This is a genomic window from Nocardia sp. NPDC055002 (assembly GCF_053608825.1).
Window position 1 is genome coordinate 489,034 of record NZ_JBSGWE010000003.1, and the last position, 24,708, is coordinate 513,741.

Sequence of the window (24,708 nt, forward strand, 5' to 3'; positions counted from 1 at the left end):
GCGCCCCAGCGTTCATGTCGCCACGCACCAGCGTTTGTGTCACCGCGCACCAGCGTTTGTGTCACCGCGCCCCGGCCGCGCGGTCGCCGGCGTCGAGCAGCTCCGCCAATCGCGGACCGATCTCCGCCAGTGCCTGCGGCGAGGTCATCTGATCATGCACCACCGCGACCGGCCGATCGCGCACCGCGCCGTCGACATACGGGGCCCAATTGGCCGCCGCCGCCTCGTGTCCGAGCGCGCTGAAGTACTCGAGCCTGCCGCGGAACACCGCGGGCCGGTGTTCGGCGATGAGCTCGGCCGAGCGCACCGCGCTGCGATAGATCCGGCGCACCCGTTCGGGGGTGAGTACGGCCATGTTGGCGGGAATGATCGCGTGCAGCGCGGCCAGTGCGTCCTCGCTGAGTTCGCGCACCCCCGCGGCGGGCAGCGCCGTGCTGATGTCGACGCCGAGTTCGGCGAGCGCGTCGCGGACGGCCGTGTGGAAATCGGGGACATCGATGTCGGGATGCGAATCCAGCATCGCCAGCAGCGACACCTGCTCCCCCGCCGCCTGGAGTTCGGTGGCTACGGCGTGGGCGAGCACACCGCCCAGCGACCAGCCCATCAGCCGGTACGGGCCGTGCGGCTGCTGGGTCCTGATCTCGGCGGCGTAGCGGCGCGCCATCTCGGCGAGCGTGCCCGGCAGGTAGCCCGCCTCGCTCAGCGCGGGCGACTGGAGCCCGAAGATCGGCCGCCGCGCCGGAATGTACTGCGCCAGCCCGGCGTAGCACCAGGACAGCCCGTACATCGGGTGGATGCAGAACAGCGCGCCGCCCGCCTCCGTGCCGTGCGGCACCCGGTTGCGGATGGCCAGCAGGACGCCGAGGGCGTCGTCGGATTCGAGGTCGGAGGTGAGGTCGCGATCGCCGCCGGCGGACTGGGTGGCGTCGATCCGTTCGGCCAGCGCGGCGACAGTGGCGTCGGTGAAGAACCACTGCACCCGCACCTCGGCGCCCACCCTGGTGCGCAGGCGGCTGATCGCCTTGGTGGCGATCAGGGAGTTGCCGCCGAGTTCGAAGAAGTCGTCGTCGAGACCGACCTTGCCCGCGCCGAGCACCTCCGCGTAGACCTCGGCGACGGCACGCTGCAACGGCGTGGTCGGCGGGCGGTAGGCGCGAGTGGTGAAGGCGGGGACGGGCAGGGCCTTGCGGTCGAGCTTGCCGCTGGCGTTGAGCGGCAGCGAACTCAGGATCACCACGGTCGCCGGAACCATGTACGACGGGAGCGCCGCCCTGGCGTGGGTGAGCAAGGCGACTTGATCGAAACCGGCGGTAGTGGTGCCACTTTCGATCGAATAGCCCTCCGGTCGAGCCGACGCGGGAGCTTCCTCGACCGGCGGTTCGACCGGCACCACGTAGCCGACCAGGCGGTCTCCCGTCGGGCCGTGGACGAGCGCGACGGCGGCATGCCGGACACTGTGATGATCGCGCAGGACCGCCTCGACCTCACCGAGCTCGATGCGCTGCCCGCGCAGCTTCACCTGGAAGTCGCTGCGGCCCAGGTATTCCAGGCTCTCGTCGGTGGTCCAGCGCACGACGTCGCCGGTGCGGTAGAGCCTGCCGCCGCCGGGATGGGCGACGAAGCGTTCGGCCGTGAGGGTGGGCGCGCCGAGGTAGCCGCGGGCCAGCTGCACCCCTTCCAGGTACAGCTCCCCCGCGGTACCGAGCGGGACGGGTCGCAGTTGCCGATCGAGCACGTGGACGCGCGTGTTGGCGACCGGTATGCCGATCGAGATACCCACGGCGGGACCAGCTTCTACCTGCGCCGCGGTCACCACGGCGGCTTCGGCGGGGCCGTACCAGTTGACCAGTGTCGCCGCGGGCAGCACCTGGGCGCACCGGCGGGCGGTCGAGGACGTCAGCGCCTCGCCCGCCGCGAACACCCGTCGCAGCGAGGGGAATTCACCCGTGTCACGGTCGGCGAGGAAGGCATCCAGCATCGACGGCACGAAATGCACGGTGGTGACGGCGCGTTCGGTGATCACCTCGGCCAGGTAGGCCGGGTCGCGGTGACCGTCGGGGGCGGCGATCACCACCGTGGCACCGGTCTGCAACGGCCACAGCAACTCCCAGGTGGAGATGTCGAAGGTGACCGGGGTCTTGTGCAGGACCACGTCGCCGGGGCCGTGCGGGTAGGTGCGCTGCGCCCAGCGGAACTGGTTGACCAGCTGCCGGTGCGTCAGCATGACGCCCTTGGGCGTGCCGGTGGACCCGGAGGTGTGGATGACGTAGGCGAGATTGTCGGCCTTCGGCAGCTCGAGCTCCGCCGCTTCGCCACTGACAGTGCCCAGCTCGATGACGGGAATGTCGGAGGCGGTGGTGAAACCGGCCGTGGCGAGCACGCAGATCGGCGCGGCCGAAGCCAGCACCCGTTCGGTCCGTTCGGCCGGGTGGTCCGGGTCGACCGGTACGTACGCCGCACCGGTCCGCAGCACCGCGTAGATCGCGGTCACCAGGTCGATGCCGCGCCGCATCGCGACCGCGACGAGCGTCTCGGGCCGGGCGCCTTGCGCACGGAGGAAACCGGCGAGTTCGCGCACGCGTTCGTCGAATTCCGCGTAGGTATAGGTGGTTTCACCGTCGATCAGTGCGGTGGCCTGCGGCGTGCGCCTGACCTGCGCGTCGAACAGCGACAGCAGGGTCGCCTCGTCGAGCAGTTCGGGCGCGTCGGTGGCGTTGACGGCCGCCAGGGTCGCGCGTTCCTCCGCGAGCAGCACATCGATCTCGGCGATCCTGGCCTGCGGGCTCGCGACGAACCTCGCCAGCAGCATCGAAAAGCGTTGCGCCAGCGCGTTGGCGGTGTCCTCGCCGAACACATCGCGCAGGTACTTCACCGAGACCCGGAGCTGCCCGTCGGCGACCACCTGCACGGTGAGCGGGTAGTGGGTGCCGTTGGCGGCGTCCATCCCGGTGACGGCGGCCGATCCGGACGCGGCCTGTGCCAGCCCTTCTCGGTCGACCGGGAAGGACTCGAAGACGACGAGCGAGTCGAACAGCGCGTCGATGCCCGCGATCTCCTGGATCTCACCGAGTCCCAGATAGTGGTGATCGAGCAGCGCGGCTTGCTCGTCCTGCAGTGTGCGCAGCAGCTCGGCGACGGTATCGCCGGGACGCAACCGCACGCGAACGGGAATCGCGTTGAGGAACAGCCCGACCATCCGTTCCACGCCGTCGAGCTCGGCCGGCCTGCCCGAGACGGTGGCGCCGAACACCACGTCGTCGCGATCCACCAGCCGTGCGATGAGCAGGCCCCACGCCGCCTGGACCACGGTGTTCACCGTGACGCCCAGGCTCGCGGCCAGCTCGCTCAGCGCGGCGGTGTCCGCCGGGGAGAGCGCGAACCCGGTTTCTCCTGTGCCCGTGGCGATCTCGCGGCCCTGATCGACGGGTGCGAGCGGAGTGGGCTCGGCCAGGCCGGTGAGCGCGGTACGCCATGCCGTCCTGGCGGCCTCGAGATCCTGGTCGATGAGCCAGGCCAGGTAGTCGCGGTAGGGCGCGACCTTGGGCAGGCGCCTGCTCCGACCGCCGACCACATACGCGGTGAGCAGTTCCTGTAGCAGCAGCGGGGTCGACCAGCCGTCGATCAGGATGTGGTGGCTGGTGACGAGCAGGTGCGCGGTCTCGGCGGTGCGCACCAGCGTGAACCGCAGCAGCGGCGCGGTGGCCATGTCGAAGTGCGCGGCCAGATCGGCGGCGCGGATGCGCTGGTAGACGGCGTCTTCCGCGCCCCGACCGGCGGGCCCGGAGGCGGCACCGGAGCGCGCAGGGCCCTCGGGAGGGGCGCCATCGAGCACTGTGTCGATGACCTGCCACGGCACGTCGATGTCGTCGAGCACCACCTGTAGCGGGGTGCCCGCGGCATCGGTGGCGAACGCGACGCGCAGGTTGTCGTGCCGGTCGAGCACGGCCTGTGCCGCCTCGTGCAGTTTCTCGTCGTCCACGGACAGATCGAGGTCGAGAACGAACTGGGTGATGTAGGGGTCGACCGAGTTCTCGGCGAGCAGCGCGTGGAACAGCATGCCCGATTGCAGCGGCGTCACCGGCCACACGTCGCTGAGCAGCGGATAGCGGCGGACCAGACGCGTCAGCTCGGTTTGACCGAGTCGCACCAGCGGGAAGTCCGACGGCGTGAATCCGCCCGCGCCGGGCTGCAATCCGTGTTCGGCGAGTCCGCCGAGCGCGCGGATCCAGTGTTCGGCGAAGGTCTTGACCGCGTCCGCGGTGAGTACGGCGGTGGCGTAGTCGAATCGGGCGACCAAGCCGTCATCGGTCGCGTCGACCGTGAGCACCAGGGCGAGGTCGTCGGCGGCCACATCGGTGTGCACGCGCGCGGGGCGCAGGTCGCGCAGACGGACGGCGAATCGGCCGCGATCCAGTGTGCGCACGCTGTCGGCGGTCTCGGTGTCGAGGTAGCGGAGCAGGCCGAAACCGGCACCGCGGGCCGGAACCGCGCGGCGCAGTTCCTTGATCTGGGCCAGGGCCGTTCCCGCGGCGGGACCGCCGACGAGCGCGTCGGCGACGTCGATGCCGTCCAGGCGCAGCGCGAGCGGGTAGTCGGTGGTGAACCCGCCGACGACGTTCTCCGCATCGGGCCGGCCGAGCAGGCGCTGGTCGGCGCGCAGCCGCACCACCGTGCCGATCGCCCGTGCCGCGGCGGTGTCGGCGGCCGTGTGCAGGGCCAGCGCGACGGCGGTGAGCAGCACCTCGTCGACGGTGGCGCGGTAGGCGTCGGCGACGGTGCGCACCGCGGTGGTGCCCTCGCCGGTGATGCTCAGCGAGACCCGGTTGCGCAGGTGCAGATCGGCGGATTCGCCTGCCCTGGACCGGATCGCGCGATGCCAGTAGGCGCGTTCGGCCCGCGCGGCGGCGGTGGAGGGGTATTCCGCGAGATGGCGTACCAGGTCGCCGAGTCCGGCATCGGGTGCGGCGGGTGCGGCGTGGCGGCCGCGGCTCCAGGCCGTGGTCAGCTGGTCGACCACCGCGCGCCACGAATTCTCGTCCAGCACGAGGGCATTGGCGACAACGACCAGGGTGGCCGAGCTACCGGCGTCGCCGGTGAGGACGAAGTGGATATTGCGACCCTCGTCCGGATCGAGCGCTGCCGAGGCCGCGGCCACGATGTCGTCGACGGGCAGCGAGGACTCACCGTCTTCGTTGTCGAGCCTGCGGAAGGCGCCGCCGATGCGTTCGTCGGGCGGCGGGATGCGCAGCACCGGGGTGTCGCCGGTGCGGTCGAGCAGCGCCCACAGCATCGGGTGCTGGTTCATCACCGCGGCCGCGGCGGCCGCGACGGCCTCGTCCGGGCAGTCCGCCGGTACTTCGAGCAGTACCGCGCGGGGTTCGACCGCGGCCTCGCCCGCTTCGGTGAGCTGGGCGGCGGTGGCGGTGAGCGGGAGCGTGGCCGACGGCGCACTCGGTGCGACGGCGACGTCGGCGCGTCCGGCGAGCGCGGCGACGGTGCGCGCGTCGAACAGGTCGCGCGGGCGCAGGACCACTCCGGCGGCCGAGGCCCGCGACACGACCTGGATGGCGGTGATGCTGTCGCCGCCGAGAGCGAAGAAGTCGTCGTCGAGACCGACCCGGTCGTGGCCGAGGACATCGGCGACGACCCGGGCGATGGTCTTCTCGGCGGCGGTACGGGGCGGGCGGTATTCGCCGCGAGCGGCAAGCGGGTCCGGCAGCGCGCGCCGATCCAGCTTGCCCACGGGGGTCAGCGGAATCTCGTCGAGGACGATGATCGCGGCGGGCACCATGTAGTCGGGCAGCACCTGCGCGGCGAGCGCGGTGAGTTCGGCGGTATCGAGCGCTCGGCCCTCGTCGGCCAGGACGTAGGACACCAGCATCGTCGAGCCGGCGCCGTTGTCGCGGCCGAGCGTGGCGACCCAGGAGACTCCGGGTGCGGCGGCCAGCACGGCGTCGATCTCGCCGAGCTCGATGCGCAGTCCACGGATCTTGACCTGGAAGTCGTTGCGGCCCTGGAACTCCAGGACATCGCCACGTCGACGAACGAGGTCGCCGGTGCGGTAGAGGCGGGCGCCCTCGGGGCCGAACGGGTCGGCGATGAAGCGCGCTGCCGTGAGAGCGGGGCGCTGGTGGTAGCCGCGGGCGAGTTGGATGCCGCCGAGGTAGAGCTCGCCGGTGACGCCTTCGGGGACCGGACGAAGGCGTTCGTCGAGGACCAGGGCGCGGATGCCGCGGATCGGGCCGCCCATGTGAACGGGATCGCCCGGCTGCAGCGGGTCGCTGATGGCGGTCATGACGGTGGTCTCGGTGGGACCGTACCCGTTGTGGAAGTGCCGCTGGGGCAGCGTGTTCCAGCGGGCGGCCAGGTCGGCGGGTACGTGCTCGCCACCGACGATCAGGACGCGCAGACCGGGAACGCCGTCGGGGTCGAGGGTGGCCAGCACCGAGGGGGTCAGGAAGGTGTGGGTGACGCCCTCCGTGCGGATCAGCTCGGCGAGCTCGGTGCCGCCGACGGATCCGGCCGGAGCGACCACCAGGGTGCCCGCGCCGCCGATGGCGAGCAGCAGCTCCAGCACCGACGCGTCGAACGACGGGGAGGCGAAAGCCAGTGCGCGCGTGGCGGAGTCGAGGCGGTAGCGCTGTTTCTGCTCGGCGCAGAAGTTGGCGAGCCCGGCATGGGTGACAACGACGCCCTTGGGCAGTCCGGTCGAACCGGAGGTGTAGATCATGTACGCGGCGTTGCCGGTGCTCGGCGGGGTGAGCAGTTCGATCTCGCGCAGGCCCACGGTGGCACAGCCGGCGATCTCGGCGGTGAACGCCCGATCGTCGAGCGCCACCCAGCCGCCGTCGCCGGGCAGCGTGGGCAACCCGGCGAGTTCGGCGGCGAGGGTGATGCCGAAGACCGCGCCCGAGTCGGTGACCATGTGGCTGATCCGCTCGGCCGGGTAGCCGGGGTCGATCGGGACGATCACCGCGCCGGTGCGCGCGATCGCCCAGACCGCGAGCACCGATTCGACCGAGCGCCGAATCGCCACGGCGACAGCGACTTCCGGTCCGGCGCCACGGGCGATCAGACCGCGCGCCAGCTGGTTGGCGGCGGCATCGAGCTCGGTGTAGGTGAATCCGCGCCCGTCACCGCGCAGGGCGATGCCGGTCGGATCGGCGCGCACCGCCTCGTCCATCAGCTGGGCGAGGGTGCGTTCCGGCTCGGCCGCCGGGCCGGCGAAGGTGATGTTCGCGAGGAATTCGGCGGGGTCGAGCAGGTCGATATCACCGACGGCGAGATCGGGGTCGGCGGCCACGGCGGCGAGCAGACGGACGAAGCGCGCACCGAAGCTCCGCACGGTCTCGGCATCGAACAGGTCTGTCGCGTAGGCGAATTCGGCGTGCATGCCGCCGTTGTCCTGCTGCTCACGCACGGTGAGCAACAGGTCGAACTTGGCCTCGGCGGTGCGGGCGTCGAGCGCGCCGACCGTGATTCCCGGCAGTTCGAAGGCGACCGGGGCGAGGTTCTCGAACGACAGCGCCACCTGGAACAGCGGGTGTCTGCCCGCCGACCGTGCGGGTTGGAGCGCATCGACCACCCGCTCGAACGGGACGTCGGCGTGGGCGAAGGCGCGCAGGTCGGTGTCGCGAGTCCGCGCGAGCAGCGCGGTGAACGGATCGCTCTCGGTGATCCGGCTGCGCAGCACCAGGGTGTTGACGAACATGCCGACCAGATCGTCGAGCTCACGGGCGCCACGGCCCGCGATCGGGGTCCCGATGGCGACGTCGCCGGTGCCGCTGAGCCGGGCGAGCAGCACCGCGAGCGCGGCCTGCACGACCATGAACACCGTGACGCCCTGCGCGCGGGCCAGTCCGGCGAGCTCGGCGTGCAGTGCGGCGTCGATCTCGAAGGTGCTGGTGGCGCCCGCGAAGGACTGCACCGCCGGGCGCGGACGGTCGGCGGGGAGCGCGATCTCCTCGGGCAGGCCGGCGAGCTCGTCGTGCCAGTAGGCCAGCTGGGCGGCGGCCGTGGAGGTGGGGTCGGCTTCGTCGCCGAGTGAGTCGCGTTGCCACACCGCGTAATCGGCGTATTGCAGGGGCAGCGGCGACCACGCGGGCGGCGAGCCTGCCGTGCGCGCGGTATAGGCGAGGACCAGGTCGCGGGTGAGCGGCCCCATCGAGAAACCGTCGGCGCTGATGTGGTGGGCGACGAACACCAGGACGTGATCGTCGGCGCCGAGGCGCAGCAGCCGCACGCGGACCGGCGGCTCGGCGGTGACGTCGAACCCGGTGGCGACGATCCGGCGCACCTCGTCGGTGAGATGGTCGGGGGCGACCTCGACCGGGGTCAGGTCGACGCGCACCGCGTCGGGCGCGAGCACATCCTGGACCGCCGTGTCCCCGCGCGCCGGGTAGCGGGTGCGCAGCACCTCGTGCCGGGCGAACAGATCGGCGACGGCAAGGCCGAGGGCTGCCAGGTCGAGGGCACCGGTGAGGCGGATCGCGGCCGGGATGTTGTAGACGGTCGCGTCGGGGTCGAGCCGGTTGAGCAGCCACATCCGCTGCTGTGCCAGCGACAGCGGCACCCGCTGCGGGCGCGGCCCGGGGAGCAGCCGTGGTGCGGTGGCCTCGTCCGACCGGTGCACGCGCAGGGCGAGATCGGCCACCGTCGGCGCTTCGAACAGCAATCGGACGCCGACCGCGCGATCGAGCGCCGTCCCGATCCGGGCCGCCGCCCTGGTGGCGAGCAGCGAGTTGCCGCCGAGGGCGAAGAAGTCGTCGTCGGCGCCGACGGAGGCGACGCCGAGGATCTCGCCGTAGACCTCGGCGACCACCTGTTCGGTCGGGGTCGCCGGGGCGCGGAAGGTGGCGGCTTCGAAGACCGGCGCGGGCAACGCCTTTCGATCCAGCTTGCCGTTGACGGTGTACGGCAGTTCCCCGAGGACGACGAAAGCGTCGGGCACCAGATAGATCGGCAGCTTGTCCCCCAGCGCGGACTTCAGCTGTGCGACATCGATATCCGCGCCGACCACATAGGCGACCAGTCGATCACCGAAATGGGCGTCGGTCCGGGCGAGCACCGCGGCCTGGGTCACCGCGGGCAGCCCGAGCAGCACAGCTTCCACCTCGCCGGGCTCCACCCGGAATCCGCGGATCTTCACCTGGAAGTCGCTGCGGCCCAGGTAGATCAGCCCACCGCCCGCACCGCGTCCCGCAGTGGCGCGACCGGCTGGGATCAGGCTGTCCGGCACCTCGGTCAGCGGGGTGCGCGCGACCAGGTCACCGGTGCGGTACATGCGAGCACCGGGCTCGAAAGGATCGGCGACGAAGCGGTCGGCGGTCTGGGCCGCTTTGCGCAGGTAACCGCGAGCCAGCTGGACGCCGCCGAGATACAGCTCGCCTCTGATGCCGGGGGCTACGGGCCGCAAGCGCTCGTCGAGAACGTAGACGCGGCTGTTCCATTCGGGCGCGCCGATCGGCACGGTCAGCACGTCGGCGGGGCCGACACGGTGGTCGGTGATCGACACGGCGGCCTCGGTGGGGCCGTACAGGTTGTCGATCCTGGTGTCGGGCAGCGTCTTCAGCAGGCGCTGGGCCAGCGCGGCGGGCAGGGACTCGCCGATCGCGAGGATGCGGGTCAACGACACGACCCGGCTCGGCCCGTTGTTCTCGTCGTGCGCGGACGACTCCCAGTACCCGGACAGCGCGTCGAGCAGCGACGGCACCGCCGTCAGGGTGGTGACGCCCGCGTCGGTGATCAGGGCGTCCAGGTAGGCGGGGTCGCGGTGCCCGTCGGGGGCGGCGATCACCAGGCGGCCACCGCAGACGGCGGCGGACCAGAATTCCCAGACGGACAGGTCGAACGTGGCGGGAGTCTTCAGCAGGAACACATCGGCTGCGTCCGTGCCGAATTCACCGCGTAGCCACTGCAACTGGTTGATCACCGCCGCGTGTGGCACCGCCACGCCCTTGGGGCGGCCGGTGGAGCCGGAGGTGAAGATGACGTAGGCGGTGTTGTCCGGCCGCAGCGGCGCGCGGCGGTCGGCGTCGGTGACCGGGCTGGGATCAGCGGAGGCGATCACCGGGTGGTCTACCCGCACCACCGGCGCGGCGTCGGTACGGAAACCGTTGGTGAGCACGCAGATCGGCGCGGCGGTGTGCAGGATGTAGTCGGTGCGGTCGGCGGGCTGATCGGGGTCGATCGGCACGTACGCGCCGCCCGACCTGGTCACCGCGTACATGGCGACGACGAGATCGATCGACCGTGGCAGCGCGAGCGCGACCAGCGACTCCGGGCCGACCCCGATCGAGATCAGATGCCGCGCGAGCCTGTTCACCCGTGATTCGAACTCGGCGTAGGTGAGTTCGAGTCGACCCTCGGGCAGATCGGCCACGAGTGCGACAGCTTCGGGCCTGGCGACCGACGGCAGATCGGCGAGGGTGCCGCCGGGCACAGCGAGATCGGCAGCACCACTGACGATTTCGGTCGCGCGTTCCTCGGCGGTACGCAGATCGACATCACCGACCACCACGGCGGGCTCGCGCACCACCGCGTCGAGCAGCAACATCAGCCGGTCGGCGAAGGCCGCCACCGTCGCGGCGTCGAAGAGATCGGTGGCGTAGGTGAAGAAACCCTCGATGCCGGCGGGCGCCCCGTTCGCGTCGTAACCGTCGCCGACGATCAGATGCAGATCGAATTGCGACACAGCGAGTTCCGCCGACACCGGCGCGATCCGCAGGCCGGGCAGTTCCAGTGCGGCACGGTCGATGTTCTGGAAGGACAGACCGACCTGGAACAGCGGATGACGTGCGGTGGAACGCGGCGGATCGAGCACCTCGACCAGTCGCTCGAACGGAACATCAGCCGCGGCGAAGGCGGCCAGATCGCTCGTGCGCTGGGCGGCGAGCAGCTCGGTGAACGTGGCGCCACCGTCGTAGCGGGTGCGCAGAACGACCGTGTTGACGAACATGCCGATCAGCTCGTCGAGTTCGCGCTCTCCGCGTCCGGCGACGGGAGTGCCCACCGCCACGTCCGCGGCACCGGACAGCCGGGCCAGCAGGACGGCGAAAGCGGTGTGCAACACCATGAACACCGTGGCGCCGCTGTCGCGCGCGAGCGCCGCGAGGGCGGCGTGCGTCTCGGCGTCGATGCGCACCGGCACCCGTCCACCCGCGAGGGAGGCGACGGCGGGACGCGGGTAGTCGGCGGGCAGTTCGAGCAGATCCGGCAGGTCGGCGAGTTCGGAGCGCCAGAACGAGAGCTGCCGGGCAGCCGCCGAATCCGTCTCGTCCTCGGCACCCAGCCGATCCAGCTGCCACAGCGCGTAGTCGGCGTACTGCACCGGCAGTGCTGCCCACTCCGGGGCATGTCCGGCGGCCCGTGCGAGGTAGGCGGTGGTCACATCGCGCACCAGCGGCGCCATCGAGGAGGCGTCGGCGGCGATGTGGTGCACCACCACGGCCAGCACGTACTCCGTGGGCGCGTCGGGTTCGCTCCCCGTGATGTCGAGCAGCCGGACCCGCAACGGAACCTCGGTGGTCACGTCGAACGCGGTCGACGCGAGCGCGGTCACCTCGGCGATCAGCGCGCTCGCGGAGTCAGGGGATCCGGCCGCACCTGCCGTCGGCTGCCCGGCGCCGATCCGGTGCGCAGTGACGTCGAGGTCGACCTGGTCAGCGGGGAGAACCAGCTGAATCGGGCCGTCGGCGGTATCGGGGTAGACCGTGCGCAGGACCTCGTGGCGGGCCAGTACGTCGCGCAGCGCGGTGGTGAGGGCCGCGACGTCGAGGGCGCCGGTCAGCCGTAGTGCGAAGGGCAGGTTGTAGGCGGCGGCTCCGTCGTCGACGCCCTGGTCGAAGCGGTTGAGGAACCACATCCGGCGCTGGGCGGGCGACAGCGGTAGCTCGTCGGGGCGGGGCAGGGTGCCGAGGCCACTGGTCGGCTCCGCCGCCGCGCCGGGGTCGAGCACCGCCGCGAGCCCGGCGACGGTCGGGGTTTCGAAGAGGGTGCGCACCGCGATGCGGCCACCGGTGGCGGCGCCGAGGCGGGCGACCAGCCGGGTGGCGATCAGCGAGTTGCCACCGAGTACGAAGAAGTCGTCGTCGGCGCCGATGTCGGTGCGGCCGAGCACTTCCCCGAACAGATCGGCGACGAGCCGCTCCTGCGTGGTGCTCGGCGCGCGGAACGCACGGGTGGTGAAGCTCGGCGCGGGCAGCGCCTTGCGGTCGAGCTTGCCGCTGGGATTGAGCGGCAGTTCGTCGAGCACGGTGATCGACGCCGGAACCATGTAGACCGGCAAGGACTTCGAGACAGCGGCTTGGAGCCGGTCGGGCTCGGCGGCGTGGCCGGGCGCGGGCACCACGTAGGCGACCAACTGGTCACCGAGCTCGGTCGCCGCGACCAATGCCACTGCCTGGCTGACGGAGTCGTGCGCGAGCAGCGCGGTCTCGATCTCGCCGAGTTCGATCCGCTGTCCGCGGAATTTCACCTGGAAGTCGATGCGCCCCAGGTAGTCCAGCCGGTGCGGGGCATTCGCCGTGGGCCGACGCCACACCACCAGGTCACCGGTGCGGTACATGCGAGCGCCCGCCGCGGCGATGCCGGATGCCGGGGCGAAGGGGTCGGCGACGAATCGATCGGCGGTGAGACCGGGTCGCGCGACATACCCGCGCGCGAGCTGATCGCCGGCGAGATAGAGCTCGCCCGCGATACCGGGTGGCACCGGCCGCAACCGATCGTCGAGAACGTACACGCGGGAGTTCCACTGCGGCAAGCCGATCGGCACCGAGCGCTCACCCGGGCGGGCCGGCCAGTACGTCACCGAAACAGCGGCTTCGGTCGGCCCGTACAGATTGTGCAACCTGGCCGAGCTGACCGCGGCCATGGCGTCGACGGTCTCCGCGGGCAGCGCCTCACCGATGACGAAGATCTCGCGCAGCGACTCCAGGTCGGCATTGCCTTCGGACGCGGAGTCCGTACCGACAGCTGCCGCCTGGGTGGCGAACATCGTGAGCATCGACGGGACGAAGTCGGTGACGGTGACCTTGTGCTTGCCGATCAGGTCGATCAGATAGGCAGGGTCGCGGTGGCCGTCCGGGGTGGCCAGCACCAGTTTCGCGCCGACCCGCAGCGGCATGAAGTAGCCCCACAGCGACACGTCGAAGGTGGTCGCGGTCTTCTGCAGGTACACATCGCCCAGTGCGAGTGGGTATTTCGCCAGCATCCAGACGAGCTGGTTGTGGATGGCGGCGTGCGAGATCGCGACACCCTTGGGCTTGCCCGTGGAACCCGAGGTGAAGATGACGTAGGCCGGGTGGTCGGGGTGCAGCGGTGCGCGCAACTCCGGCGGAAGGACGGGATCACCCGGTACGCCGGCGACATCGAGCTCGTCGAGCAACAGCAGTGAGGTGCCGGGCGGGACTTCGACGGCGTCGGCACGGGTGCTCAGCACGCAGGCCGGGCGGGCGGTGTCGAGGATGTAGGCGATGCGATCGGCCGGATGGCCGGGATCCAGCGGCACGTAGGCGCCACCCGCGGTGAGCACCGCGTACATCCCGATCACCAGGTCGGGCGATCGCCGGATGGCCAGGCCGACCAGGCTTTCGGGACCGACGCCCTGGTCGATCAGCAGCCGGGCGAGGGCATTCACGCGCTCGTCGAACTGCCGGTAGGTCAGCTCGGTGTCCTCGTAGACCAGCGCGGTGGCATCCGGATGCGTCTGCACCGCACGGCGATACGCGTCGAGCATCGGCTCCGGCGGCACCGGATGCCGGGTTTCGTTCCAGCTCACCAGGCTCTGCTCCCGCTCGACCTCGGTGAGCAGGTCGATCTCGGCGATCGCGAGATCAGCGTCGGTGGCGACCGCGTCGAGCAGGCGGGTGAACCGGGCCGCCAGGATTTCGATGGTGGCCGCATCGAACAGATCGGTGGCGTAGTTGAACGACGCGGCCATCGGCTCGGTCGGATCCGCACCCGGCACGATCGTGAGCTGTAGGTCGAAACGCGCTACCGCACCGCCGAATTCGACGGGGGTGGCGTCGAGGCCGGGCAGGCGCAGGTTCGGCAGGTCCAGATTCTGGAAGAACAGGGCAACCTGGAACAGCGGGTGATGGGCTTGCGAGCGAACTGGATCGAGCAGTTCTACCAGGCGCTCGAACGGCAGGTCGGCATGGGCGAAAGCGGCGAGGTCGGCGCGCTTGGTCGCGCGCAGCAGCTCCGCGAAGCTCGCGCGCGGGTCGAGGTGCGTGCGCAGGACGAGCGTGTTGACGAACATGCCGATCAGGTCGTCGAGTTCCCTGGCGCCGCGACCGGCCACCGGGGTACCGATGGCGATGTCGTCGGTGTGCGCGAGCCGGCCCAGCAGCACCGCGAAGGCCGCGTGGACGACCATGAATTCGGAGGCACCGCTGCGCTGGGCGAGCGCGGCGAGTGCCGTGTGCACCGACGCCGGGATCTGGAACCCGAATTCGGCGCCGCGACCGGTGAAGACGGGCGGGCGTGGGCGATCGGTCGGCAGGTCGAGTCGGTCGGGCAGTCCCGCCAGCGCCGTGCGCCAGTGCGAGATCTGGGCGGCGGCAACCGAATCCGGGTCGTCTTCGGCGCCGAGGAGCTCGCGGTGCCACAGCGTGTAATCGACGTACTGCACCGGCAGCGGCTGCCATCGGGGTCGCGATCGGTTGCGGCGGGCGAGGTAGGCGCCGAGCAGGTCACGCAGCAGCGGTGCGACCGAGGCGCCGTCGGCGGTGATGTGGTGCAAGGCCACGGCGAGCACGTGATCGTGCGGCCCGAGTTCGGCCAGCGCCACCCGGAACGGCACACCGGCGGCGACATCGAACCCGGTGGCGGCGAATTCGCCCAGCCACAGCGGCAATTCGTCCTCGGTGAGCGAGTCGACCAGCACATCGGGTACGGCTTCTGCCATCGGCAACACCACCTGGTGGCCGACGCCGTCCACCACCGCACCGTCGGCACCTCCCTCGTACCCCTCGGCGGTGTGGACCGGGTACAGGGTGCGCAGGGATTCGTGCCGGGCGACCAGGTCCGACAGCGCCGCGTGCAGGGCGCGCGCGTCGAACGGTCCGGACAGGCGCAGCGCGAACGGGATCGTCTCGGCGGTCGAACCCGGATCGAACTGGTTGAGGAACCACATCCGCTGTTGCGCGGGCGAGAGCGGGATCAGCTCGGGGCGTTCGCGCGGTGCCAGGGGCGCGTGGCCGCCCGCACCCTTCAGCGGTTCGAGCAGCGCGGCGAGACCGGCGACAGTGGGACTCTCGAAGACGTGGCCGGCGGGCACCCGAGCCGAGAGCTCCGCTCCGAGGCGCGCGGCGGCTCGCGTGGCGAGCAGCGAATTGCCGCCGAGGGCGAAGAAGTCGTCATCGGCGCCCACCGGGTTCTCGGGTGCGAGCAATTCGGTGAAGACATGCGCCACCAGCTCTTCCATCGCACCCGAGGGCGCCCGGAACTCCTCGGCACGCAGGGTGGGCACGGGCAGGGCGGTGCGATCGAGTTTGCCGACCGGAGTCAGGGGAATGGTGTCGAGCACGGTCAGCGCGGTCGGCACCATGTGCGCGGGCAGCCCGGCCTTGGCGTGCTCGAACAGCTGCTCGGTCTCGATGCGCGCGCCGGGCGCGGCGTGGACGTACGCGGCGAGAATCGTGGTGCCGTTGTCGAGTTCATGACCCACGGTCACCGCGAAGTCGACGGTGTCGTGCGCGGTGAGCACGGTGTCGATCTCACCCAGTTCGATCCGGAACCCACGCACCTTCACCTGGAAGTCGTTGCGTCCCACGAACTCGATCGCACCGTCCACCCGGCGGCGCACCAGGTCGCCGGTGCGGTACATCCGATCCTCGGCCCCGGCGAAGGGATCGGCGACGAAGCGCGACGCCGTGAGACCCGGCTGACGGTGATAGCCACGCGCCAACCCGTGACCGGCGATGTAGAGCTCGCCGATCATCCCGTCGGGCACCCGGACCAGGCGCTCGTCGAGCACGTACTCGGTCACCCCACGCAGCGGCGCCCCGATGTTCATCGTGTCGCCGACCACCAGCGGCGCGCTGATATTGGTCACGATGGTGGTCTCGGTCGGCCCGTAACAGTCGTGGAACCGGCGGGTATCGGTGGCCCAGCGCCGGATCAGGTCCGGCGGGCACGCCTCGCCACCGGTGGTGACCACGGCCAGCGCGTCGAGCCCCGCGGGATCCAGCGATGCCAGCGCGGCGGTGGTGATGAACATGTGCGTGACGGCTTCGCGACGCAGCACGTCGGCCAGCTCGGCGCCGCCGAGAATGCTCGCGGGCACGAGCACCATGGCGGCTCCGGCGCCCACCGCCATCAGCAGTTCGAGCACGGCCGCGTCGAACGAGGGCGACGCGAAGTGCAGCGTGCGCGAGGTCGGCTCGATCGCGTAGTGCGCGCGCTGTTCGGCGCAGTACCCGGCCAGCCCGGCGTGCGTCACCACCACGCCCTTGGGCAGACCCGTGGAACCGGAGGTGTACACGATGTAGGCGGGGTGCTGGAGCCGCAGCGGACGGACCCGGTCGGCGAAGGTCACCGGATCACCGGGCTGGTCGTCGGTAGCGCGCCGGACGGCCTGGTCATCGAGGCACAACCACTCGAGCGCACCGGGCAGCCGGTCCATCGCCGTGCCGACCGCGACCCCGAGCACCGCACCGGAATCGCCCAGCATGTGACTCACCCGAGCAGGTGGATAGTTCGGGTCGACGGGCAGGAACGCCGCGCCCGTCTTGGTCACCGCCCACATCGCCAGCACCGATTCCGGTGAACGCGGAATACCGACGGCCACCACGTCCTCGGGGCCGACGCCGCGGGCGATCAGCAGCCGGGCCAGCCGGTTGGACCGTTCGTCGAGCTCGGCGTAGGTCCAGCGCACCGGCGCGGACACGCCGTCGTCCCACGACAGCGCGAGCCCACCGGGGTTGGATTCCACCGCCACGGACAGCAGTTGCGGCAGCGACTTCCCGCGCTGCCGGGCGCGGGCGCCGGACGCCCGGTTCGCCCGGGTCACGACAGTTCCGTCCGATCGACGGAGTCGACTTGCCGTTGCCCGGTCATGCACACCTCGTACCGATACAGACGCGCACTGCCACTCATCCGCACCGCGAGCGGACCAGCCAGTGTTCGTTCCACCTATCCATCCATCCCGACCACCGCGCGCCGCTCGTGCGGCTGCCCGGTGTTGCCGATCATCTCACTGAGCGCGACAATCCTCGCACCTGTCCCGTCGCCGGGTTCGGCAACGGCCACCGCGGACTCGGTGAACACATGGCTCACCTCGTCCGCACCCCCCTGGTCTGCCCCCATCACCAGCGTCGCGCCCGCGATCGCGGCCGCGACGATCTCGAGCACGCCCGCCACCGAATCAGGTCGGCCCGCCGCTCGCGTGCGTGATTCGAAGTTGAGCCCGGCGCGCTCGGCCACCTGCTCGGCCGCGGTCGCCAGCTCGTCGTAGCTCAGCGTGCGACCGCCGCCGACGAAGGCCACGTCGTCGCCGCGCAGGGCGCGGGTGCGGTGCGCGTAGCCGATCGGACGAGGTGATTCCGCGGCCAGTTCGGCGCGCAGCGCGGGGTCGGCCAGGTCGTACCAGTCCAGCCCGTCGGGGGCGTCGAGGATGTCGATGGTCAGGCCGAGTTTCACCTCGAGGTTGCTGCCCGGCGGGCGCGCGTCCATCGTCATCAGCGGCACCACCGCCGCGCCTGCCTTGAGCACCGCCCAGGTCGCGATCGCCGCGTCCACCCCTCGGTCGAGCCGCACCGCGACTCCCGTACCCGGACCGGCGCCGCGGGCGATCAGCGAACGCGCCAATTGGGATGAGCGGGCATCGAATTCGGCATAGGCGATCGCCGCTTCGCCCAGTTCGAGCGCAGGCGCGTCCGGGTCTTCCTCCACGGCCGAGGCCAGCTCCTGCGCCAGCGCGGCACCGTTGGCCGACGGCACGGGGGCATAGGCCGCGGCCGTCAGTTCGCGTTCGCGTTCGCCGGCGTCGCGCAGGTCGATATCGCCGACACGCACCGTGGGATCGGCGGCGACCGCGGTGACGATCTCGGTGAGCCCGCGCGCGAAGGCGGCGACGGTGTGTTCGTCGAAAAGGTCGGTGGCGTAGGTGAAGACGACGCCGATCTCATCGGGTTCGCCGGTCTCCGACAGGCGCGGTTCGATGTTGACCTGCAGGTCGAACTTGGCGGGCCGGGCCGCGAGGTCCATCGCCTCGATGGTGAGGCCGGGCAGGCGCAGCACGGGGGTCTCGTTGTTGTGGAAGGAGAGCACCACCTGGAACAGCGGGTTGTGCGACACGGTGCCGGTCGGGGCCACCTCCTCGACCACGCGCTCGAACGGCAGGTCGGCGTTGGCGAAGGCGGCGAGGCCGACTTCGCGTGCGGTGCTGACCAATTCGTCGAAGCCGCGGCTCGGGTCGACCTCGGTGCGCAGGGTGAGGGTGTTGACGAACATGCCGACCAGGTCGTCGAGCTCGGGTTCACCCCGGCCGGCGATCGGGGTGCCGATCGCGATATCGGTGCTGCCGGAGATCCGGGCGAGCAGCACGGCCAGTGCCGCGTGCACGACCATGAACAGCGACGCGTTGTGCCTGCGGGCGATCTCGGCGAGGCGGACATGAACGTCGGCGGTCAGGGTGGTGCTCACATCGGCGCCGCGCAGCGAGGCGTGCGAGGGGCGCGGATGGTCGTGCGGCAGCTCGACCGTGCCCGCCTGCCCCGACAGTGTGCGCCGCCAGAACTCCAGCTGCCGCGCGGCGGTGGAATTCTCGTCGGTTTCCGAGCCGAGCACCTCGCGCTGCCACAGCGCGTAGTCGGCGTACTGCACGGGCAGTGGCGACCAGGCGGGTGAGCGTCCCTCGACACGGGCCCGATAGGCGATCACGAGGTCACGGGCCAGCGGCGCGAGCGAGGCACCGTCGGCGATGATGTGCTGCACCACCACGGCGAGCACGTACTCTTCCTCCGCCAGCGGGTCGTCTGCGGGCGAGGTGAACAGCCCGGCGCGCAAGGGAACTCGCTCGGCGACATCGAAACCGCTCGCGAGCAAACGCATCACCCGGTCACGTGGATCGTCGCATTCCTCCAGCGCGAGGCCGGTCGGCAGAACCGCGCTGACGGGCAGGATCTCCTGATACGGAACAGCGTCGGCGTCATCGGCCGGGAAACGGGTGCGCAACGCCTCGTGCCGTTCGAGCACATCGGCGACGGCGTAGCGCAGCGCGGAGGTATCGAGCGCCCCGCGCAACCGCAGGACCAGCGGGATGTTGTACGCCGGAGAGTCGGGGTCGATGCGGTTGAGCAACCACATCCGCTGCTGCGCGGGCGAGAGCGGAACGACGCCACGGTCCTGCGCCGGAATCAGCGGTGGTCGTGGCGCGGCCACCGAACCGGGACGCACGCGGGCCGCGAGCGAGCCGACGGTCGGCGCCTCGAACAGGTCACGGACCACCAGGTCGGTGCTCAGTGCCTGGTCGATGCGGGCGATGGCCCTGGTGGCCAGCAGCGAGTTGCCACCGCGGTCGAAGAAGTTGTCGTCCAGGCCGATCTCGGGCACGCCGAGCAGGGTCGCGAATACCTCGGCGACGCTGAGTTCGATCGGAGTGGTCGGCGCGCGGAAGGTGGTGGCGGCGGTGAACTCCGGCGCGGGCAGTGCCGCCCGGTCGAGTTTGCCGTTGGTGGTCATCGGCAGTTCCGCGACCACCACGACAGCGTCGGGCACCATGTATCCGGTGAGGAAGTCGGCTACGGCGGCCCGCACTTCCACCGGGTCGAGACCCGCGACCACGCCGGGATCGGCGTAGTCGTCGGGCCCCGCGCCGCTGTCGCCACGTCCGAAGCGCGCGCCCACCGGCGGCTTCGGAAGTACGGTCGTGGGCGCGTCGTTCGGATCGGGGACATCTGTCGCCGGGACGACGTAGGCGATCAGCCGGTCTCCGGCGTGCTCGTCGGCGCGCACGATGACCGCGGACTGCCCGACACCGGGCACCCGCAGCAGGGCTGCCTCGATCTCGCCCGGTTCGATACGGAAACCACGCAACTGCACCTGCTGGTCGCCGCGGCCGCCGTATTCGAGGGTGGGAGTGCCACGGAATCCGATCCAGCGGCCGAGGTCACCGGAGCGGTAGCGCCGGGCGCCCGGTTCACCGAACGGGTCGGCGACGAAGCGGGTGGCGGTGAGACCCGGCTTGCCGAGGTAGCCGCGCGAGAGCTGGTGGCCCGCGATGTAGAGCTCGCCCGCCACACCGAACGGCACCGGGCGCAGACGGTCGTCGAGGACGACCACCGACAGTCCGGGCAGCGCACGGCCGATGAGGCTGCCGGGCAGGTCGACGGCGGATCCGCCGATGTGGTCGGCGTCGGCCGGCGCCCGGTCGGCAACGATGTCCGCGGTCCGCGCGGTCAGGACCTGGTGCGAGACATGGACGGTGGTCTCGGTGATGCCGTACATGTTGACGAGTTCCGGTGCGCCCGGCCCGTTTCCGTAGCGGTCGTACCAGCGGCTGAGCTTGCGGGGATCCAACGCCTCACCACCGAAGACCACGTACCGCAACGGCAGCGCGATGGCGCCCGCGGCCTGCGCGGCCCGGTCGGCTTCGTCGAGCTGGGCGAAGGCGGTGGGCGTCTGGCTCAGCACCGTCACGTGTTCACGGGCCAGCAGTTCGCGGAATTCGATCGGCGACCGGGAGGTCAGGTGGTCGACGACGACCACCGACGAGCCGCCTGCCAGCGCGCACCACAGTTCCCACACGGAGAAGTCGAAGGCGAAGGAGTGGAACACCGTCCACACGTCGTCCTCGTCGAAGGCGAACAGCAGCTGGGTGTTGGCGAACAGCTCGAGCACATTGCGGTGGGTGACACCGACGCCCTTGGGCAGGCCGGTGGAACCCGAGGTGTAGATGACGTACGCGAGATGATCCGGGCGCAGCGGGGCACGGCGTTCATCGGGATGCAGGGGAGCGTCGCTGTAGACGGGCGGCTCGTCGAGCAACACCACGGGCAGATCCGCGAGCGCCGTCAGCAGTCCGCGCTCGGCCGAGGTGGTCAGCAGGACAGCGGGTTTCGCGTCGCCGACGATGTAGGCCAGCCGCTGCGCGGGGTATCCGGAGTCGATCGGCAGGTAACCCGCGCCCGACAGCAGCACCGCGAGCAGCGCGACCGGCAGCTCCTCGGTGCGCGGAACGGCCACGGCCACCAGGGTTTCCGGGCCCGCGCCCTGCACGATGAGCGCGCGCGCGAGCGCCGATGCCCTACCGAGGAGGCCGTCGAAGGTGAGGGACCGCTCCCCCGCCCTGATCGCGATCGCCTCGGGACGCTGTTGCGCCTGGGCGGTGATCAGGTCGGTGAGAGTGACCTCGGGAACGGTGATGCCGGGCGAATAGCCTTCGCGCAGGACGAGTTCACGCTCACCAGGGGCGAGCACGTCGATATCGCCGACCGGCTTGGCCGGGTCGGCCACCACCGCGGCGAGCACCCGCGTCCAGCGGTCGGCGAAGTCGGCGACCGTGGCACGGTCGAAGAGGTCGGTGGCATAGACGAAGGTGGCCGCCATGCCCTGCGGCGCGCCGTCGACGCCGATGTGTTCGGCGAGTTCCACCTGCAGATCGAACTTCGCCAGCGGCACCGTGAAGTCGGCGGCGGAGACGGCGAGGCCGGGCAGCGCGAGGCCGGTGCGGGCCAGGTTCTGGAAGGTCAGCATCACCTGGAACAGCGGGTGCCGCGCGGTCGAACGCACCGGCTCCAGCAGCTCGACGAGCCGCTCGAACGGCACGTCGGCATGCCCGAAGGCGGCCAGATCGCGTGCTCTGACCTCGGCGAGCAGCCCGCCGAAGTCCGTCGCCGGATTCACCTCGGTGCGCAGGACCAGGGTGTTGACGAACATGCCGATCAGCTCGTCGAGCGCCTGCTCGCCACGACCGGCCACCGGGGTGCCGATCGCGATGTCGCGGGTGCCGGAGAGCCTGGCCAGCAGCATGGCCAGCGCGGTGTGCACCACCATGAACAGCGTGGCGTTGTGCTCGCGGGCCAGCGCGGACAGACCGGCGTGCACCGAGGCGGGGACCTGGACGCTCAGCGACCCGCCCGCCCGGCTCGACACGGCGGGACGCGGCCGGTCGGTGGGTAGTTCGAGCTGTTCGGGCAAGCCGGACAGTGTCTTTCGCCAGAAGGCCAGTTGCGCGGCGAGCAGCGAATCCGGGTCGTGCTCGGCGCCGAGCAGTTCACGCTGCCACAGCGTGTAGTCGACGTACTGCACCGGCAGCGGCGGCCATTGCGGCGCGCCGCCACCGCGCCGTTCGGCGTAGGCGGTGAGCAGATCCCTGGTCAGCGGCGCGAACGAGAAGCCGTCGGCGGCGATGTGGTGCACCACGCAGACGACGACGTGCTCGTTGTCCGAGATCGCGAGCACCCGCACCCGCACCGGCGGCCCGGCGGTGACGTCGAAGCCGGTCAGCGCGGCAGCGCCGATCGCCTCGGTCAGGTCTTCCTCCGCCACCTCGACGATCTCGAACTCGGGCACCGCGGCAGGGTCGCCCGCCGCCAGCACCAGCTGGTGACCTTCGCCGTCGAGGACCGCGCCGTGGCCCTCGGCGCCGATACCGTCGGACACCGGGTAGACCGTGCGCAGAACTTCGTGGCGCGCGATCAGATCGGCGATGGCGGCGCGCAGGGCGGGCAGGTCGAGGCGGCCGGAAAGGCGGACCGCGACCGGGATGTTGTCCACGGCCGACGCGGGGTCGAAGCGGTTGAGGAACCACATCCGCTGCTGGGCGTAGGACAGCGGGACCCGCTCGGGGCGCGGACGCGGCGTGAGCGGGAGCGCGTGTGCCGTAACACGGTGCTGCTCGGCTCGATTGGCGAGGGCGGCGACGGTCGGGGCTTCGAACACCGCCTGCACCGGCACCCGCACGTCCAGCGCGGCGCCGATGCGGGCCACCGCCTGCGCGGCGAGCAGCGAGTCGCCACCCAGTTCGAAGAAGTCGTCGTCGGCGCCGACCCGGCCCGCGCCGTCTCGCAGCAACAGCGCGGCGAACACGTCGGCCACCACCTGTTCGGCCGGGGTGGCGGGCGCGCGGAAGCCGCGCGCGGTGAACACCGGCGTCGGCAGCGCGGCGCGGTCGAGCTTGCCGACCGAGGTCAGCGGCAGCTCGTCGAGGACCATGATGACCGACGGAATCATGTACGCGGGCAACGATTCCGCGAGGAATTCCGCCAGCGCCCCGGTGTCGATCGTGCAGCCGGCGCGCGGCAGCACGTAGGCGACCAGCGCGGTCGCGCCCGAGGGCATCGTCTTACCCAGCGTCACGGCGTAGTCGAGGTCGGGGTGCGCGGTGAGCGCGTTGTCGATCTCGCCGAGTTCGATCCGGAAGCCGCGCACCTTCACCTGGAAGTCGGTGCGGCCCAGGTATTCCAGCGTGCCGTCGTGTTCGAACCGGCGCACCAGATCACCGGTGCGGTACAGCCTGCCCGGCCCGAACGGCGAGGCGACGAAACGTTCCGCGGTGAGCCCCGGCCTGCCCAGATACCCCTGTGCGAGCGCGGGGCCGGAGAGGTACAGCTCGCCGACGACTCCGGCGGGCACCGGCCGCAGCCGCGCGTCGAGCACGTACAAGCCCATGCCGGGCACCGCGTGGCCGATGGTGATCGGCGCGTGCGCCCGCAGTGGCGCGGTGCTGGTGGCGAGGATGGTCGCCTCGGTGGGGCCGTACCCGTTGTAGAACGCGCGCCCACCGGTTGCCCAGCGGCCGACCAGTTCCGGGCCGAACCGGTCGCCCGCGACGATCACGGTCGACAGGTCCGGCAGCCCGGCCGGGTCGACGGACTCGAGCGCGCCGGGGGTGATCAGCAGGTGGGTGATGCGTTCGCGGCGCAGCAGGTCCGACAGTTCGAAACCGCCGAACACCCGCGGCGGCGAAACCACCAGGGTCGCACCGGTGCTGAAGGCGAGCAGCAACTCGAGTACCGACACGTCGAAGTTCGGCGAGCAAACATGCAGCACCCGCGAATCCGGTTGTACGCCGAAGTGTTCGCGCTCGGCGGCGACCAGGGTGGCGAGCCCCGTGTGCGTCACCACGACGCCCTTCGGCTTACCGGTGGAGCCGGAGGTGTAGATGACGTAGGCGGGGTGGCCTTCGTCGATCGGGCGGACCCGGTCGGCGTAACTCACCGCGTGGCCCGGCCGCACGGCGATGCGCTCGGCGACCACCGGGTCATCGAGTTCGATCCAGTACGCGGTGGTGCCGAGGCAGGCGCGATGGGCCGCGGTGGTCAGGCCGATGGTCGCGCCGGAGTCGGCGACGATGTGGGCGATCCGATCGGCCGGGTAGGCCGGGTCGACCGGCACGTACGCGGCGCCGGTCTTGGCGATGGCCCACACCGCGAGCACGGACTCGATCGAGCGGGCGATCGCGATGGCGACGACATCGCCCGCGCCCATCCCCCGGTCGACGAGTTCGCGCGCCAGGCGCGAGGATCGCTCGTCCAGCTCACGATATGTGAGGTGCTGTTCCGCGCCGGGCATCCCGGTGGGGTTGTAGCGCAGCGCGATCGAATCGGCCGCGGATTCAACGGCGGCCGTGAGCAGCTGACCGAACAACGGTGCGCCGGTAGCACGTCGGCGACCGGCACGGCCCGTGCGGCGGGGGGTTTCCACAGACCAATACACCTCTCGCGTCCGGCGGCCGAGTCGGACACAGCATAGCCACACCTA

Annotated in this window: 2 protein-coding genes; both read right to left on the reverse strand. The window is 71.1% G+C overall.

Features of this window, described 5'->3' with window-relative positions; translation table 11 throughout:
* Positions 1 to 61 precede the first annotated feature (61 nt).
* Positions 62 to 17,014, reverse strand: coding sequence for an amino acid adenylation domain-containing protein (locus ACWF99_RS14535; RefSeq protein WP_452536220.1), 16,953 nt, complete (start codon positions 17,012 to 17,014; stop codon positions 62 to 64).
* Positions 17,015 to 17,136: 122 nt separating this feature from the next.
* Positions 17,137 to 24,651: an amino acid adenylation domain-containing protein gene (locus ACWF99_RS14540; RefSeq protein WP_452536222.1), complete on the reverse strand. Its 7,515-nt coding sequence runs from the start codon at positions 24,649 to 24,651 to the stop codon at positions 17,137 to 17,139.
* Positions 24,652 to 24,708: the final 57 nt, after the last annotated feature.